Origin of the sequence: Streptomyces sp. P3, from assembly GCF_003032475.1 — a bacterium.
Lineage (GTDB): Bacteria > Actinomycetota > Actinomycetes > Streptomycetales > Streptomycetaceae > Streptomyces.
Map to the genome: position 1 here is coordinate 1,699,361 of NZ_CP028369.1, position 17,227 is coordinate 1,716,587.

Sequence of the window (17,227 nt, forward strand, 5' to 3'; positions counted from 1 at the left end):
TTACGGGCCAGCCGCACCAGGTGACGGGCAAAGTCCCGACCTGATGGGCATATATCGAGGACGCTTGGTAACCGGGTGATCATGCCAGCGGCGGTACGAGGACTCGTACCGCCGCAACCCTTTGCAGGGCCCCACACGGGGCCCTTTTTTCATGCGCCCGCCCCACGCGCGTGGAGCGGCGTGTCCTCACACCGCTCCGCGCGCGTGGGGCCGCCGTCATGCCGCACCGCGCTGCAGCGCCTCGCACACGGCCGTCGACTCGCGGGCGCCGAGCTCCACGGCCTTGCCGCAGTGGGTGATCCAGGCAGCCATACCGTCCGGGGTGCCGGACACGTAGCCGTCCAGAGCCGCGAGATAGGCGGCCCGGCCCAGTTCGGCGTGCCCCACCTCGGCGGGGCATACCGACTTGGGATCGAGGCCGCTGCCGATCAGGACGACACGCTCGGCGGCCCGCGCCACCAGACCGTTGTGGGAGGCGAAGGGGCGGAGCGCCAGAAGTTCCCCGTGCACGACCGCGGCCGTCACCAGGGCGGGCGCGGACCCTCCCGCGATGATCAGTTCGGACAGGCCCTCCAGGCGGCCGGCCAGCTCCTCCGCGCCCGGGAGCGGCAGCTCGATCAACGGTTCGTCGACCGCCTCCCCGGCGCGGCGCGGGCGCCCGACCTCGTCATCGTTGCTCGCGGCGGTGACGAGGTGCAGGCGCGCCAGCACCCGCAGGGGCGACTGCCGCCAGATGGACAGCAACTGACCCGCCTCCGCGGTGAGCCGCAGCGAGGCGCCCATGACGCGCGCCTCACCATCCACGCCGAAGTCGCTGCGTCGGCGCACCTCCTCCAGCGCCCAGTCCGCACCGGACAGCGCCGCGGAGCCGCGGGCTCCGCGCAGGGCGGCCTCCGAGGTGACCGCGCCGCTGCGGCGGCGCATGACACGGTGGCCGTAGACCCGGTCCACGGCCTTGCGGACGGACTCCACGGACTCGGCCACGCCGGGCAACGAGCCCAGGGCCGCAAGCGGATCGGCGGACGCGCCTGTCGTACTCATGAGTACGACCCTACGCAACCGGTGCCCGCACCCCACGAAGGAGTGGTCTTCTTCACGCACTCCTGTCACATACAGCTATGCGTTCGCTACGCTTGGTGAACATGAAAACTGCTTTCGTCGGGAAGGGCGGCAGCGGCAAGACGACCCTGTCCTCCCTGTTCATCCGTCACCTCGCCGCCGCCGGCGCGCCCGTGATCGCGGTCGACGCGGACATCAACCAGCACCTGGGTCCCGCGCTCGGCCTCGACGAGTCGGACGCCGCCGGACTGCCCGCGATGGGCGACCGGCTGCCGTTGATCAAGGACTATCTGCGCGGCTCCAATCCCCGCGTCGCCTCCGCCGAGAAGATGATCAAGACGACCCCGCCCGGCGGGGGCTCACGTCTGCTGCGGGTGTGCGAGGACAACCCGGTGTACGACGCCTGTGCCCGGCCGGTGGAACTCGACGGCGGCACCGTCCGTTTGATGGTCACGGGGCCTTTCACGGAAGCCGACCTGGGGGTCTCCTGCTACCACTCCAAGACAGGAGCGGTGGAGCTGTGCCTGAACCACCTGGTGGACGGTCGTGACGAGTACGTCGTGGTCGACATGACCGCCGGCTCGGACTCCTTCGCCTCCGGCATGTTCACCCGCTTCGACATCACGTTCCTCGTCGCCGAACCGACGCGCAAGGGGGTCTCCGTCTATCGCCAGTACAAGGAGTACGCCCGCGACTTCGGCGTCGAGTTGAAGGTCGTCGGCAACAAGGTGCAGGGCCGGGACGACGTCGACTTCCTCCGCGCCGAAGTCGGCGACGACCTGCTCGTGACGGTCGGGCACTCGGACTGGGTGCGTGCGATGGAGAAGGGCCGGCCACCCCGGTTCGGGCTTCTGGAGGACGCCAACCGTCACGCCCTGGACCTTCTGCGGACGACCGTCGACTCGGCGTACGACAAGCGGGACTGGGAGCGCTACACCCGCCAGATGGTGCACTTCCACCTGAAGAACGCCGAGTCCTGGGGCAACGAACGCACCGGGGCCGACCTGACCGCGCAGGTCGACCCCGGCTTCGTCCTCGGGGAAGGCGTCACCGCCACAGCCTCCGTGTGACGGATCCGGCCGTTCCCCTTCTGCAGGCGCCCCGCCGGTGGCGCCTGCCGTGACCGCCGGCGCCTGCGTCGGCCGGCATCGATGGTCCTGTTGGGCTACTGCCTCACCGCAGGCGCCCCGGGCACTCCCTTGGGTGCGGGGGCCTGACCGCCGGAGAGGAAGGACGCCCAACCCTGCTTCGGGGCCTCGCCCACACCCAGGGTGCGCATCCTGGCGAGGACCGCCGGGTCCTGGGCGTCCAGCCAGTCGGCCAGCTGCCGGAACGACACGCAGCGCACGTCGGGCTGGTTGCAGACATGCTCGACGACCTGCTCGACGGCGCGCATGTACGTGCCGCCGTTCCAGGACTCGAAGTGGTTGCCGATGATCAGCGGGGCGCGATTGCCGTCATAGGCCCGGTCGAAGCCCTTGAGCAGGCTGTCGCGCATCTGGTCGCCCCAGTAGGCGAACTTGGCCCGGTCGCCCTGGGTGGCGGTGCCGGACTGGTTGACCATGTAGTTGTAGTCCATGGTGAGCTGCTCGTAGCGGTGACCGGGGAAGGGCACGAGCTGCATGGACAGGTCCCACAGTCCCTGCTTCCTGTCGGGCCAGACCTGGTTGTTGACGCCGCTGGTGTCGTAGCGGAAGCCGAGCTGGCGCGCGGCCGTCATGAAGTTCTTCTGGCCCTCGAGGCAGGGTGTGCGAGCGCCGACGAGTTCCTTGTCGTAGTCGAAGGGCAGGGGGGCCGCCTTCTTCATGCCGGTGTTGCTTTTCCAGGTCTTGACGAACTGCTTGGCCTGGTCGATCTCGTCCTTCCACTCCTCGACCGACCATTCGCCGACGCCGCCGTTCCTGCCGCAGAAGTGGCCGTTGAAGTGGGTGCCGATCTCGTTGCCCTCCAGCCACGCCAGGCGCAGCTGCTTCACGGTGGCGGCGATGCCCTGCTCGTCGTTGAACCCGATGTCCGAGCGGCCCGGCGAGTGCTGCGGCGGCTTGTACAGCTCGGCCTTCTCCTCCGGCAGCATGTACACGCCGCTGAGGAAGTAGGTCATGGTCGCGTGGTTGTCCCTGGCGACTTTGCGGAAGTGGGAGAACAGCTTCTGGCTGTCCTCGCCTGCGCCGTCCCAGGAGAAGACCACGAACTGCGGCGGCTTCTGGCCCGGCTTCAGGCGTTCGGCCAGGGGCAGGTAGGGCTGCCGTCCGGTGTACGCGGTGGAGCCGTCGCCGATGAGCCGGACGAGGCTCTTGGGCGCCGGAGCCGGCTTCACCTTCTCCGCCCCAGAAACCCCTTCCTCGGAGCCATGGGAACCACCGGTTCCCATGGCGCAACCGGCGAGCGACGCGGCTACGGCCGCGGCGACCACTGCGCCTGCGGCGATCCTCTGGGTGGCGGCCATGTCCGGCCCACCTTCTTCCTTCTCTCGGCCAACGCCGGCGAGGGCGTTCTCTGACGGCGCGCCGGAACGAGCCGACGGCGCCGTCAAGATCGCACGAGACCGAGAGGGAATTAATACGACAAGCCGACGAAAAGGCCACTTCACCCTTCCGGGCGATTTCTTGCCCTATTTGCCGCAAAAATCCATGCTTGACCTTTACTCTGCATTACGATTCGTTTACCGAGCGTTGAAATTCATCCCGCCGCTGCATGCCGTGACCCACGGCCGCGACCGCCCCCGCCACAGCCGGGGGACCACCTGTTCCGCGACCGCGCTGCCCCGGAGGAGACGGGAACCATGTCCGCCTGCGTCCCCACCCGCACCACCGCCCACTCGGCGCTCACGAAGCGCGTCCAACAGCCCCCCAGTCCGCCACCACCCCCTCACCGCCGTTTCCGCGTCGCGGGCGCCGATGTGTCCGCTTCGATCGCGGTGTTCCTGATCGCCCTACCGCTGTCCCTCGGCATCGCCCTCGCCACCGGCGCGCCCCTTCAGGCCGGTCTCGTGGCCGCCGCCGTGGGCGGGCTCGTCGCCGGCTGGATCGGCGGCTCGCCACTCCAGGTCAGCGGCCCCGCGGCGGGGCTGACCGTCGTCACCGCCGATCTCATCCAGCGCTACGGATGGCGGACGACCTGCGCCATCACCGTCCTCGCCGGACTCGCCCAGCTGGGCCTCGGCTGCCTGCGCGTGGCGCGCACGGCCCTCGCCGTCAGTCCCGCCATCGTGCACGGCATGCTCGCCGGCATCGGCGTCACGATCGCCGTAGCCCAGCTCCATGTCGTCCTCGGCGGCAACCCGCAGAGTTCCGTTCTCGACAACCTTCGCAGCCTGCCGCCCCAGTTGGCCGACCTGCAGCCCGCGGCCGTCGCCGTGAGCGCGCTGACGCTGGCCCTGCTGCTGCTCTGGCCGCGCATCCCCGGCAGAGCGGGCCGTCTGCTGAACAAGGTGCCCGCCGCGCTGGTCGCGGTCACCGGCGCCACCACCGTGGCCGCGCTCGCCGGCCTCACCCTGCCGAAGGTCGATCTGCCGTCCTGGAGCAGCCACGCCCTGGCCGGGCTCCCCGAGGGGCCGGTGCTCGGGCTGGTGGCCGCCGTGCTCACCACCACGCTCGTCTGCAGTGTCCAGTCGCTGCTCGGCGCGGTTGCCGTGGACAAGATGATCGCCACCCGTCCCGGCCTGCTCGGCTCCCGCTCCGTCCGCGTCGGCCGCTCCGATCTGGACCGCGAGCTGCTCGGCCAGGGGGCGGCCAACATCGTCTCCGGCGCCCTCGGCGGACTCCCGGTCGCGGGCGTGGCCGTGCGCAGTTCGGCGAACGTCCGATCCGGTGCCGTGAGCCGGAACTCCACGATGCTGCACGGCGTTCTCGTAGTAGCCGCCGCGCTGCTGATGGTCCCGATCCTGGATCTCATCCCGCTCGCCTCACTCGCCGCCCTGGTGATGGCCGTCGGCATCCAGATGGTGTCCCTGCACCACATTCGCACGGTGACGCGCCACCGAGAGGTACTGGTGTACGCCGTCACCACCCTCGCGGTGGTCGTCTTCGGCGTCCTCGAAGGCGTGGCCCTCGGCATCGCCGCGGCCGTCGCGGTGGCCCTGCACCGCCTCGCCCGCACCCGCATCACGCACCACGAGAAGGAAGGAGTCCATCACGTACAGGTCAGAGGCCAGCTGACGTTCCTCGCCGTGCCGCGGCTCAGCCGCATCCTGCACCTCGTCCCCCAAGGCACCCATGTCGTGGTCGAGTTGGACGGCTCCTTCATGGATCACGCCGCGTACGAATCCCTGCAGCACTGGCAGAAGACGCACACCGCACACGGCGGCTCCGTCGACCTGACCGGCCGGCGCTCCGCCTTCGGGGGCAGACTCCTCGAGCCTGCCGCCGCCGAAGGAGCCACCGGCGGCCAGGAAGTGGGCGCCGCCCTCGCCGACTGCCGTTGCCGTCCCTGGACGCCTTGGCGCAACCACCAGTGCGAGCAGCCGCGTTCCGCCCACCTGTTCCTCCACGACGACGGCATCGGCGGCAGTCCCGACCCCTGGTCCGGAACCGGTTCGGGCGGCGAGTCCGGCGGCTCGGAGCCCACGCCGTCGGCCGGGGAGCCGATCGGGTGGCACGGTGAGCCGGAGCACGGCTTCGCGCTCGTCACCGAGTCCGCCGGATCCGCGGCCGAAGCCGCGGCCGACGGGGCCCGGTCCGGGGTCGATGGTCCCGCCTGTGGCGACGGGGCACCCGAAGTCGGCCGCATCCCCGGCAACGGCGTCTTCGCCCGTACCGGAAAGACCGATGACGATCACGGCGACGCCGGGGCCGCCCGATCCGCCGGTGCCGTCAAAGCCGTGGGGCCGGGAAGCGGAACCGAGCAGAGGACGTCGGGGCCGAGCGCACGCCGGCTCGTCCGTGGCATCAGCGCGTTCCAGCGCAACACCGCGCCGCTGGTGCGCGGAGAGCTGGCCCGACTGGCGCGGGAAGGGCAGCAGCCGTCCCAGCTGTTCCTCGCCTGCGCCGACTCACGGCTGGTGACGTCGATGATCACATCCAGTGGTCCCGGCGACCTGTTCGTGGTGCGCAACGTGGGCAACCTGGTGCCCCCGCCCGGCGGGGAGAGCGGGGACGACTCGGTGGCTGCCGCGATCGAGTACGCGGTGGACGTGCTGCACGTGCGGTCCATCACCGTGTGCGGGCACTCGGGGTGCGGAGCCATGCAGGCGCTGCTCAGCTGCGAGCCCGGCGCGGCGCACACGCCACTGAGACGGTGGCTGCGGCACGCTCTGCCGAGCCTGGAGCGGATTGCCGACCGCAGCCGCCCCGCCGCTCGGCTGGCCGGACGGGCCGCGGCCGACACGATCGAACAGCTGTGCCTGACCAACGTCGTCCAGCAGCTCGAGCACCTGCGGACACACCCGTCCGTGGCCCGGGCGATGCAGGCCGGGGCGCTGGAACTGCACGGGCTGTACTTCCATGTGGGCGAGGCCCAGACGTATCTGCTCACGGGGGCCGGGCCGGACGGCGGCGAGGTCTTCGACCACGTCGGGGTGACGGATGTGTCCGCCTGAGCCCCGAAGCCCCTACGTCGACGCACCGGACACCCGAACCCGGTGTCCGAAGCCCACCGCTCGCTGCCTGATGCCCGCCGCACTTCCGGCTCGGACCGGAGGTCGGCGGGCACTGCCGACGGGACGGGCGGTGTGAGAGGCGTTACACCCGCTGAACTCCTCCCGCCCCGCGTCCGTGGGTACGGATGACCCCTGGCCCACCGCCGCCGGGGGCGAGCACCTCGCGTTCACCCGGCCCGCTACCCGTACCGGCCCTTCCCGGCCCGCAACCCCCGGCCCGTAACCCTCGAGCCTGGGCGCCGCACCACCCCGGACAGGTCTAAACCAATCACCCGTCGACCCTTGTCACCGGCCCCTCGGGTCTGATGAGGTGTGGCCTGGGACACAACGGACACGGACACCCTTCGAGAGGGAGATGTCGTGAACAACGAAAGCCTGGCCAACCTGCTGGGGGAGGAGAGTGGCGTATGACCGAGTCTCCTTCACTTTCCAACCTGCTCAAGGAAGAGCGCAGGTTCACGCCGCCCGCCGAGCTGGCGGCCCACGCCAACGTCACGGCGGAGGCGTACGAGCAGGCCAAGGCTGACAGGCTCGGCTTCTGGGCCGAGCAGGCTCGTCGGCTCACCTGGGCCAAGGAGCCGACCGAGACGCTGGACTGGTCGAACCCGCCGTTCGCCAAGTGGTTCAAGGACGGCGAGCTCAACGTCGCCTACAACTGCGTCGACCGGCACGTGGAGGCCGGCCACGGAGACCGGGTCGCCATCCACTTCGAGGGCGAGCCGGGCGACAGCCGCGTCCTCACCTACGCCGAGCTCAAGGACGAGGTGTCCAAGGCCGCCAACGCCCTGCTGGAGCTGGGAGTCCGGAAGGGCGACCGGGTCGCGGTGTACATGCCGATGATCCCCGAGACGGCGGTCGCGATGCTCGCCTGCGCCCGGATCGGCGCAGCACACTCCGTCGTCTTCGGCGGCTTCTCGGCGGACGCGTTGGCCACCCGGATCCAGGACGCGGACGCCAAGGTCGTGATCACGTCCGACGGCGGTTACCGGCGCGGCAAGCCGTCCGCGCTGAAGCCGGCCGTCGACGACGCCGTCGCGCGCGTGGACAACGTCGAGCACGTCCTGGTGGTGCGGCGGACCGGCCAGGAGGTGGCCTGGACCGAGGGCCGCGACGTGTGGTGGCACGAGGCCGTCGACCGGCAGTCGGCGGAGCACACCCCCGAGGCGTTCGAGGCGGAGCACCCGCTCTTCATCCTCTACACCTCCGGCACCACGGGTAAGCCGAAGGGCATCCTGCACACCTCCGGCGGCTACCTCACGCAGACCGCGTACACCCACCACGCGGTCTTCGACCTCAAGCCCGAGACCGACGTGTACTGGTGCACCGCCGACGTCGGCTGGGTCACCGGGCACTCCTACATCGTGTACGGACCGCTCGCCAACGGCGCGACGCAGGTCATGTACGAGGGCACGCCCGACACCCCTCACCAGGGTCGCTTCTGGGAGATCGTGCAGAAGTACGGGGTCACGATCCTGTACACGGCGCCGACCGCCATCCGCACGTTCATGAAGTGGGGCGACGACATCCCCGCGAAGTTCGACCTCGGCAGCCTGCGCGTGCTGGGATCGGTCGGGGAGCCGATCAACCCCGAGGCGTGGATCTGGTACCGCAAGCACATCGGGGGCGACCGCACACCCGTCGTGGACACCTGGTGGCAGACCGAGACCGGCGCCATGATGATCTCGCCGCTGCCGGGCGTGACGGCGACCAAGCCTGGGTCGGCGCAGACCCCGCTGCCGGGCATCTCCGCGACCGTCGTCGACGACGAGGCCAACGAGGTACCGAACGGCGGCGGCGGATATCTGGTCCTGACCGAGCCGTGGCCGTCGATGCTGCGCACCATCTGGGGTGACGACCAGCGGTTCCTCGACACGTACTGGTCCCGCTTCGAGGGCAGGTACTTCGCGGGCGACGGGGCGAAGAAGGACGACGACGGGGATGTCTGGCTCCTCGGGCGCGTCGACGACGTGATGCTGGTGTCGGGTCACAACATCTCCACCACCGAGGTGGAGTCCGCGCTGGTGTCCCACCCGTCCGTCGCCGAGGCGGCCGTCGTGGGCGCCGCGGACGAGACGACCGGGCAGGCCATCGTCGCCTTCGTCATCCTGCGCGGCACGGCGAACGCGGAGGACGAGCATCTCGTCGCCGACCTGCGCAACCACGTGGGCGCCACGCTCGGGCCGATCGCCAAGCCGAAGCGCGTCCTGCCGGTGGCGGAGCTGCCGAAGACCCGATCCGGCAAGATCATGCGCCGGCTGCTGCGGGACGTCGCGGAGAACCGACAACTGGGTGACGTCACCACGCTGACCGACTCCACGGTCATGGACCTCATCCAGGCCAAGCTCCCCGCCGCACCCAGCGAGGACTGAGGCCCCGGAGGGCCCTTTCCCCGGCCCCGCGGACACGCTCTCCACAGGGCCGTCCGGCGCGCACTGCGCCGGGCGGCCCCTCACGCGCCCCCGCACCCGCCCGCGTCCCCGTACCCGCCCACGCCCACGCCTGCGCCTGCGCCTGCGCCTGCGCATCCCCGCACCTGGGGGCCCGTGGGACGCACGAGCCGCGCGCTCGTGATGCGTCCCGCCGTGCCGTGGGTAGGCTCAGGAAGAAACGTGAACCTCAGGTGAGCCGGGAAGTCTGGTCGGCATGTGCTCAGCCCTGCCCACCGACCGGAGGTCCCCCGTGAACGCGCCCCGCCTCCCGCCTCCCGCACCCGCTCCCCGCAAGGTGTTCGGACGGCTCTCGCTGCCCGAACGGAACTTCGTCGCGGACGCCCTGCGCACCGAGACCGTCGGCGGGGTACTGCTGCTCGTGGCCGCCGTGGCCGCGCTGATCTGGGCGAACGTACCCGCACTGCGTGGCGCCTACGAGAGCGTGAGCCACTTCCATCTGGGCCCCGAGGCCCTCGGACTCCACCTCTCCGTGGAGCACTGGGCGGCAGACGGCCTCCTCGCCGTCTTCTTCTTCGTCGCCGGCATCGAACTCAAACGCGAACTCGTCGCCGGTGACCTCAAGGACCCGAGGGCCGCAGCGCTCCCGGTCGCCGCAGCCCTGAGCGGCATGGCCGTGCCGGCACTCGTCTACACGCTCACGAACCTCACGGGCGGCGGCGACGTGAGCGGTTGGGCCGTGCCCACGGCCACCGACATCGCGTTCGCGCTCGCCGTGCTCGCCGTCATCGGCACCTCGCTGCCGAGCGCGCTGCGCGCCTTCCTGCTCACGCTCGCCGTCGTCGACGACCTCTTCGCCATCCTGATCATCGCGGTCTTCTTCACGAGCACGATCGACTTCGCCGCGCTGGGCGGCGCGGCGGCCGGACTGATCGTCTTCTGGCTGCTGCTGCGCTCGGGCGTACGCGGCTGGTACGTCTATGTACCGCTCGCGCTGATCGTGTGGGCGCTGATGTACAACAGCGGCGTCCATGCCACGATCGCGGGCGTCGCCATGGGGCTGATGCTGCGCTGCACGACGCGCGACGACGAGGAGCGCTCTCCCGGCGAGCGGATCGAGCACGTCGTGCGGCCCTTCTCCGCCGGTGTCGCGGTCCCGCTGTTCGCCCTGTTCAGCGCCGGGGTGACCCTCTCGGGCAACGCCATCGCGGACGTGTTCGGCCGACCGGAGACGCTGGGCGTCGTGCTCGGCCTCGTCGTCGGCAAGACGCTCGGCATCTTCGGCGGAACCTGGCTGACCGTCCGTTTCACCAGGGCTTCGCTCAGCGAGGACCTGGCCTGGGCGGACGTCTTCGCCGTCGCGTCCCTCGCCGGCATCGGTTTCACCGTCTCGCTGCTGATCGGGGAGTTGGCCTTCGAGGGCGAGGCGATCCTGACCGACGAGGTGAAGGCCGCCGTCCTGCTGGGCTCGCTGATCGCCGCGTCGCTGGCGACGGTGCTGCTGAAGCTGCGCAACGCCCGGTACCGCCGGATGTGCGAGACGGAGGAGCGCGACGACGACCTCGACGGCATCCCCGACGTCTACGAGCAGGACGACCCGGCGTACCACCTGCGGATGGCGGAGATCCACGACCGCAGGGCCGCCGAACACCGCCGCACGGCCGAGGAGATCAGCCGGCGGATCGCCCAGGAGGACGCCGCCGCGCGCCACGGGCTTGCCGAAGTGCCGGGCGGGGCAGGCGAGGACGGCGACCGTCCGGCATGATCTGACGGGACGGTACAAAAGAACCCGGAAACGAACCCGGAAACAAAGCCGGAAACGAAGCCGGACGGAAGCTGGAAACGCATCCGGTGATCCGGCCCCCCGGAACCGGGAAACACAGAGCAGCAGGAGAGGGAGAACGCGATGAGCGCACCCGACGGCAGCCCGGTCGGCGCCGAACGCAGCATCGGCCAGCTGTTCGCCTCGGCGACGACCGAATTGTCGGCGCTGGTGCACGACGAGATCGCGCTGGCGAAGGCGCAGTTGAAGCAGGACGTCAAGCGCGGCGCGGTGAGCGGCGGGCTGCTCTCGGTGGCCGGCGCGGTCCTGGTGTTCTCGCTGCCGATGCTGAACTTCGCCCTGGCGTACGGCATCCGGACCTGGAGCGACTGGAACCTCGCGATCTGCTTCCTGTTGTCCTTCGTCGCGAACTGCTTGGTGGCGGGCGTCCTCGGGCTGCTCGGCGTGGTCTTCGCGAAGAAGGCGCAGAAGGGCAAGGGGCCGCAGAAGGTGGCCGCGTCCATGAAGGAGACGGCGGGCGTCCTGCAGAACGCCAAGCCGCACCCGCGGCCCGAGCTGCCCCAGGAGCGGGCGCCGGAGGCCCTCGAGGCTGTGGCACGCTCGTCGTCATGACGGACCCCGCGCTTCCCTCGCCCCCGCCCGCCTCGCTCGTACGGCCGGACGCGGTCTTCGGCGTGCCGGTCACCCACCGCGAGGTCGCCGCGAACGGTGCGCGGTTCCACATCGCGGAGGCCGGTGACGGTCCGCTCGTCATGCTCGTCCACGGCTTTCCGCAGTTCTGGTGGACGTGGCGGCACCAGCTGGTCGCGCTGGCCGACGCCGGCTTCCGGGCCGTCGCGATGGATCTGCGGGGCGTGGGCGGCAGCGACCGCACGCCCCGCGGTTACGACCCGGCCAACCTCGCCCTCGACATCACCGGCGTGATCCGCTCCCTGGGCGAGCCGGACGCCGCGCTGGTCGGCCACGACCTCGGCGGCTACCTGGCATGGACGGCCGCCGTGATGCGGCCCAAGCTCGTGCGGCGGCTGGTCGTCGCGTCGATGCCGCATCCCCGGCGTTGGCGCTCGGCGATGCTGGCCGACGTCCGGCAGACCGCCGCGAGCTCCCACATCTGGGGGTTCCAGCGGCCGTGGATCCCGGAACGGCAGCTCACCGCCGACGACGGCGAGCTGGTGGGCCGGCTGATGCGGGACTGGTCCGGGCCGCGGCCGCCGGAGGACGACGCGGTGGAGACGTACCGGCGCGCGATGTGCATTCCGTCCACCGCGCACTGCTCCGTCGAGCCGTACCGGTGGCTGGTGCGCTCACTGGCGCGTCCGGACGGCGTCCAGTTCTACCGGCGTATGAAGCGCCCTGTGCGGGTTCCCACGCTGCATCTGCACGGGTCCCTCGATCCGGTGATGCGCACCCGCAGTGCGGCCGGTTCCGGCGAGTACGTCGAAGCGCCGTACCGATGGAGGCTGTTCGACGGACTCGGGCACTTTCCACACGAGGAGGATCCGGTCGCATTCTCCACCGAACTGATCAGTTGGCTGAAGGATACCGAACCCGATCGGTGACCGTTCGATCGCGATCGGTACACCGTTCGGCCGCATCCCGGGCGGGCGGCTCGGCACACCTGTACGACGATCGGCCAATTGCCTGACGCATAGGCCAATTGGCGGCTCCGGAGGCGGTTATCGACCTTGGGGCAGGGGCAGACGTCCGGGTATGGGCTGGACGCACGACTACAGTGACGCAGGACGCAACCGCCGCTCGGCCAGTGGCCTGAGCCCCCACCAGCGGGGCGCGGACCCGCAACTTCCGGATTCCGATCTCCGGGTCGGCATTCCGCGCATCCTGCGCCGCCGGGCCCGCTGGGTCTCGGTCCGTCTGCGCCACCCTCGAGGCTGACGCAGGCCGCGGACGGCCCGAGGAGACCACGGCCGCACCTTTCGTACCGCACGGCAGACCACGGCCGCACCTCTCGTATCGCACGGCAGACCACCGTCGACCTCTCGTAGGCGCGGAAGACGCCGGCCGGTGAGGGCGGTCGAGGGCGGTCAGAGAGCGCAGCTGTCGCTGTCCACCTGCTGGCCCGCGGTACGCCCCGTGGAGATGTCCTGCCGGATCTCGTCCGCGGTGAGGGCGTAGCCGGTGTCGGAGTCGTCCAGGGACTTCGCGAAGACCACGCCGTACACCTTGCCGTCGGTGGTGAGGAGCGGGCCTCCGGAGTTGCCCTGGCGGACGGTCGTGAAGAGCGAGTACACGTCACGGCGCACGGTGCCGCGGTGGTAGATGTCCGGGCCGTTGGCGGTGATGCGTCCGCGCACCCGCGCGGCCCGGACGTCGTACGACCCGTTCTCCGGGAAGCCGGCGACGATCGCGCTGTCGCCGCTCGCCGCGTCCTCGGTGGCGAATCGCAGGGCCGGCGCGTCGAGGTCCGGGACGTCCAGGACCGCGATGTCGCGCTTCCAGTCGTACAGCACCACCGTGGCGTCGTATTTGCGCCCCTCACCGCCTATCTGGACGGTGGGCTCGTCGACCCCGCCGACGACGTGCGCGTTGGTCATGACCCTGCGCTCGCCGAAGACGAAGCCGGTGCCCTCCAGGACCTTGCCGCAGCTTTCCGCGGTGCCCATGACCTTGACGATGGAACGCTGGGCGCGCTTGGCCACCGCACTGTTCGCCAGCGCCGGGTCGGGCGGCCGGACGTCGGTGATCGGCTCGTTGGAGAACGGGCTGAACACCTGCGGAAAGCCGTTCTGCGCGAGGACGGAGGAGAAGTCGGCGAACCAGGTGTCGGCCTGGGCGGGCAGCGCCCGGGACACCCCTTGCAGCACGTTGGAGCTGCGGACCTCCTTGCCGAGGGTAGGCAGGGTGGTGCCGGCCAGGGCGGAGCCGATCAGCCAGGCCACCAGCAGCATCGCCACGACGTTGACCAGCGCGCCGCCCGTCGCGTCCAGCGCGCGGGCCGGGGACCAGGTGATGTACCGGCGCAGCTTGTTGCCGAGGTGCGTGGTGAGCGCCTGGCCGACCGAGGCGCAGACGATCACCACGATGACCGCCACGACGGCGGCCGTGGTGCTCACCTCGGAGTTCTCGGTCAGCGCGTCCCAGATCACGGGCAGCAGGTAGACGGCGACGAGACCGCCGCCCAGGAAGCCGATCACCGACAGGATGCCGACGACGAAGCCCTGGCGGTAGCCCACGACCGCGAACCAGAGGGCGGCGACCAGCAACAGGATGTCCAGCACATTCACGGAGCTCACCCTGTCATGACCGCCAGTCCAGCGGGACCTGCTTCTCACGGTCCCAGGGCAGCTCCCAGCCCGCGAAGTGCAGCAATCGGTCGATCACACCCGCGGTGAACCCCCACACAAGGGCCGATTCGACCAGGAATCCCGGGCCGTGGTGACCGCTCGGATGCACCGTCGTGGCCCGGTTGCCCGGATTCGTGAGATCCGCCACGGGGACCGTGAAGACCCGGGCCGTCTCACCGGGGTCGACGACACCCACCGGGCTCGGCTCACGCCACCAGCCCAGCACCGGCGTCACGACGAAGCCGCTGACCGGGATGTACAGCTTGGGCAGCACACCGAAGAGCTGGACGCCGGACGGATCGAGCCCGGTCTCCTCCTCCGCCTCACGCAGGGCGGCTCTGAGCGGCCCGTCGCCGTGCGGGTCGCCGTCCTCCGGGTCCAGGGCGCCGCCCGGGAAAGAGGGCTGGCCCGCGTGGGAGCGCAGGGAGCTCGCACGCTCCATGAGCAGCAGCTCGGGGCCGCGGTCGCCCTCGCCGAACAGGATCAGGACGGCCGACTGGCGTCCCGCGCCGTTCGCCGGGGGGAGGAAGCGGCTGAGCTGGGGCGGCTGGACGGTCTCCACGGCGCGCACCACCGGGTCCAGCCAGGCGGGCAGGCCTTCCTTGCTGACCGTCACCGAACCGCCCTGGGTATCGCTCGCTCGCGTCATCGCCACACCAACCCCCGTTCTGCCGAGTCCAACGCCCGAACACCGGCAGATCGTTCCGCGGGTCCCGTTTCGAGCACCACGGCGGCAGAGCGGCCCCCGGGCCTCGCCCCGATCTGCGCGGCGGCGAAACGCCGCCCGGCCACCGCCCCGACCCCCGCAGCGGGCCCTGCGGCCGTCAGCCCTCGCGTCATCCGGCCCCCAGCGGAGGGGCCGGCCTGCCGCCCGCGTCCAGGTAGGACCGGGGCGGGTTCAGGCGCTGACCGGGGAAACCGCCCTTCTCGTACTTCAGGAGCTTCTTCGCCTTCTCCGGGTCCGTCTCCCCCTCTCCGTACGCCGGGCAGAGGGGGGCGAGGGGGCAGGCGCCGCAGGCGGGCTTGCGGGCGTGACAGATGCGGCGGCCGTGGAAGATCACGTGGTGCGAGAGCATCGTCCAGTCGCTCTTGGGGAAGAGCGCCGCTATCTCGGCCTCGATCTTGTCGGGCTCCGTCTGCTCGGTCCACTGCCAGCGCCGTACGAGCCGCTGGAAGTGCGTGTCCACGGTGATCCCGGGCCTGCCGAACGCGTTGCCCAGCACCACGAAGGCGGTCTTGCGGCCGACGCCGGGCAGTTTCACCAGGTCCTCGAGCCGGCCGGGGACCTCGCCGCCGAACTCCTCCACCAGGGCCTTGGAGAGGCCTATCACCGACTTGGTCTTGGCCCGGAAGAAACCGGTGGGGCGCAGAATCTCCTCCACCTCCTCCGGGTCGGCGGCGGCCAGATCCTCCGGGGTGGGGTACTTGGCGAAGAGAGCGGGAGTCGTCTGGTTCACCCGGAGGTCGGTGGTCTGGGCGGACAGGACCGTGGCGACGATCAGCTGGAAGGGATCGACGAAGTCCAGTTCGGGGTGCGCGTAGGGGTAGATCTCCGCGAGCTCGCGGTCGATACGGCGCGCACGGCGAACGAGCGCGGTGCGGGACTCCGGCTTCCTGACGACGGCCTTCGCGGCCGTGGCGGCCTTCTCGGCGGCAACCCGCTTGGCCGGCGCCTTCTTCGCCGGAGCCTTCTTGGTCGGCGCTTTCCTGGTGGAAGCCTTCGTGGCCGGCACCTCACCGGCGGCGGTTCCCCCGGCCGGGGCCCCCTTCACCGCTGGTTTCCGGGCCGTCGCCCTCTTCGCCGCAGCGGGCCCCTCCGCGGCTTTCCCGCTGCCGCGCTGTTCCTCCGCGGGCTTCTCGGCGGCTGCTCCACCGGTCGTTTCCACGGCTTTCTCACCAGGCATCTCGTTTGCCACCTTTGCCGTTTTCCTACCACCACCAGAGTTCTGTTCGCCCACAGCGGAAACGCGACGTACAACCACCCGCCCAGCCCCCTAGGCCTGTGCTCTCACCGGCGTTTTGGACACTCGGCCAGCCTAAAGCCCGGGACCGACATCCGCCCCGGACCCTGAAGATCAGCCCCCAATTGGACCCCTGCCGCTTACCTCAGGACATGTGTGCGGCATCCTTGTGACAGATCACACTGTTTGGACCTTCCGGCAGAGTGGGGAACACGGTCCCCTGATACACGGGGGAGCAAGATCCCCCGAGCAGGTCGACAAGGAGAGAACTCGTGGACGACGTTCTGCGGCGCAACCCGCTCTTCGCGGCACTCGACGACGAGCAGGCCGCGGAACTGCGCGCCTCCATGAGCGAGGTGACCCTGGCCCGCGGCGACTCCCTGTTCCACGAGGGCGATCCGGGCGACCGGCTCTACGTCGTCACCGAGGGCAAGGTCAAGCTGCACCGCACTTCCCCGGACGGCCGGGAGAACATGCTGGCCGTGGTGGGTCCCAGCGAGCTCATCGGCGAGCTGTCGCTCTTCGACCCGGGCCCGCGGACGGCGACGGCCACCGCCCTCACCGAGGTGAAGCTGCTCGGCCTCGGCCACGGCGACCTCCAGCCCTGGCTGAACGCCCGCCCGGAAGTGGCCACCGCGCTGCTGCGCGCCGTCGCCCGGCGCCTGCGCAAGACCAACGACGCCATGTCCGACCTGGTGTTCTCGGACGTTCCCGGCCGTGTGGCCCGCGCCCTGCTGGACCTCTCGCGGCGCTTCGGTGTGCAGTCCGAGGAGGGCATCCACGTCGTCCACGACCTCACGCAGGAGGAGCTGGCGCAGCTCGTCGGCGCCTCGCGCGAGACCGTGAACAAGGCCCTGGCGGACTTCGCCCAGCGCGGGTGGCTGCGCCTCGAGGCACGGGCCGTCATCCTGCTGGACGTCGAGCGACTGGCCAAGCGCTCGCGCTAGTTGTTCTGTCCCGGGAGGTTGTGGACGGTGACCGGGGCGTGGCGCCGGTCGCCGTGACGATCCCTGGGGGCCCATCCGCCCTCAGGCCGCCCCCCTCCCCGCCGCTGCTGACACCCCCTCGGCGGCCGCCTCGTCCTCCCGACGGGGGCGGGCCGTTCCACGCACACCTGCGCCTCAACGCCCGCACCCGCA

The 17,227-nt window shown here is 70.7% G+C and carries 13 protein-coding genes; 8 read left to right on the plus strand and 5 right to left on the minus strand.

Features of this window, described 5'->3' with window-relative positions:
• Positions 1-216: 216 nt before the first annotated feature.
• Complete coding sequence (locus C6376_RS07610; protein ID WP_107442712.1) at positions 217-1,041, minus strand: Fic family protein; 825 nt, start codon at positions 1,039-1,041, stop codon at positions 217-219.
• 101 nt (positions 1,042-1,142) lie between these two features.
• Between C6376_RS07610 and C6376_RS07615 the strand changes: the two genes are divergently transcribed.
• The gene (locus C6376_RS07615; protein ID WP_107448834.1) at positions 1,143-2,129 is read left to right on the plus strand and encodes an ATP-binding protein; all 987 of its coding nucleotides are present in this window, start codon (positions 1,143-1,145) and stop codon (positions 2,127-2,129) included.
• 95 nt (positions 2,130-2,224) lie between these two features.
• Here the strand turns inward: C6376_RS07615 and C6376_RS07620 are convergent, their stop codons facing one another.
• Positions 2,225-3,505, minus strand: coding sequence for a hypothetical protein (locus C6376_RS07620; RefSeq protein ID WP_107442713.1), 1,281 nt, complete (start codon positions 3,503-3,505; stop codon positions 2,225-2,227).
• Positions 3,506-3,841: 336 nt separating this feature from the next.
• Between C6376_RS07620 and C6376_RS07625 the strand changes: the two genes are divergently transcribed.
• From C6376_RS07625 to C6376_RS45070, 6 genes are all read left to right on the plus strand, one after another.
• On the plus strand, positions 3,842-6,595 hold the full coding sequence (locus C6376_RS07625; protein WP_107442714.1) for a bifunctional SulP family inorganic anion transporter/carbonic anhydrase: 2,754 nt from the start codon (positions 3,842-3,844) through the stop codon (positions 6,593-6,595).
• Positions 6,596-7,062: 467 nt separating this feature from the next.
• The gene (gene acs / locus C6376_RS07630) at positions 7,063-9,024 is read left to right on the plus strand and encodes an acetate--CoA ligase (RefSeq protein ID WP_107442715.1); all 1,962 of its coding nucleotides are present in this window, start codon (positions 7,063-7,065) and stop codon (positions 9,022-9,024) included.
• Positions 9,025-9,298: 274 nt separating this feature from the next.
• Positions 9,299-10,807, plus strand: coding sequence for a Na+/H+ antiporter NhaA (nhaA, locus tag C6376_RS07640; RefSeq protein ID WP_107442716.1), 1,509 nt, complete (start codon positions 9,299-9,301; stop codon positions 10,805-10,807).
• A 141-nt stretch (positions 10,808-10,948) separates the two neighbouring features.
• Positions 10,949-11,437, plus strand: a complete 489-nt coding sequence (locus tag C6376_RS07645) for a phage holin family protein (RefSeq protein ID WP_107442717.1) — start codon at positions 10,949-10,951, stop codon at positions 11,435-11,437.
• Positions 11,434-12,384, plus strand: a complete 951-nt coding sequence (locus C6376_RS07650; RefSeq protein ID WP_107442718.1) for an alpha/beta fold hydrolase — start codon at positions 11,434-11,436, stop codon at positions 12,382-12,384. The genes C6376_RS07645 and C6376_RS07650 overlap by 4 nt, the downstream gene beginning before the upstream one ends.
• Before the next feature lie 151 nt (positions 12,385-12,535).
• Positions 12,536-12,718, plus strand: coding sequence for a hypothetical protein (locus C6376_RS45070; protein WP_107442719.1), 183 nt, complete (start codon positions 12,536-12,538; stop codon positions 12,716-12,718).
• A 149-nt stretch (positions 12,719-12,867) separates the two neighbouring features.
• Here C6376_RS45070 and C6376_RS07660 read toward each other — a convergent pair whose 3' ends face one another.
• The 3 genes from C6376_RS07660 to nth all read right to left on the minus strand — a co-directional run bounded on the left by C6376_RS07660 (position 12,868) and on the right by nth (position 16,031).
• Positions 12,868-14,067: a MarP family serine protease gene (locus C6376_RS07660; protein WP_107448835.1), complete on the minus strand. Its 1,200-nt coding sequence runs from the start codon at positions 14,065-14,067 to the stop codon at positions 12,868-12,870.
• 13 nt (positions 14,068-14,080) lie between these two features.
• The gene (locus tag C6376_RS07665; protein ID WP_057577831.1) at positions 14,081-14,776 is read right to left on the minus strand and encodes a CoA pyrophosphatase; all 696 of its coding nucleotides are present in this window, start codon (positions 14,774-14,776) and stop codon (positions 14,081-14,083) included.
• Positions 14,777-14,963: 187 nt separating this feature from the next.
• The gene (gene nth, locus C6376_RS07670) at positions 14,964-16,031 is read right to left on the minus strand and encodes an endonuclease III (RefSeq protein WP_254075870.1); all 1,068 of its coding nucleotides are present in this window, start codon (positions 16,029-16,031) and stop codon (positions 14,964-14,966) included.
• Between the two features lie 329 nt (positions 16,032-16,360).
• On the opposite strand from nth, the gene C6376_RS07675 reads away from it, so the two are divergent.
• The gene (locus C6376_RS07675; RefSeq protein WP_020129286.1) at positions 16,361-17,035 is read left to right on the plus strand and encodes a Crp/Fnr family transcriptional regulator; all 675 of its coding nucleotides are present in this window, start codon (positions 16,361-16,363) and stop codon (positions 17,033-17,035) included.
• Positions 17,036-17,227 lie beyond the last annotated feature (192 nt).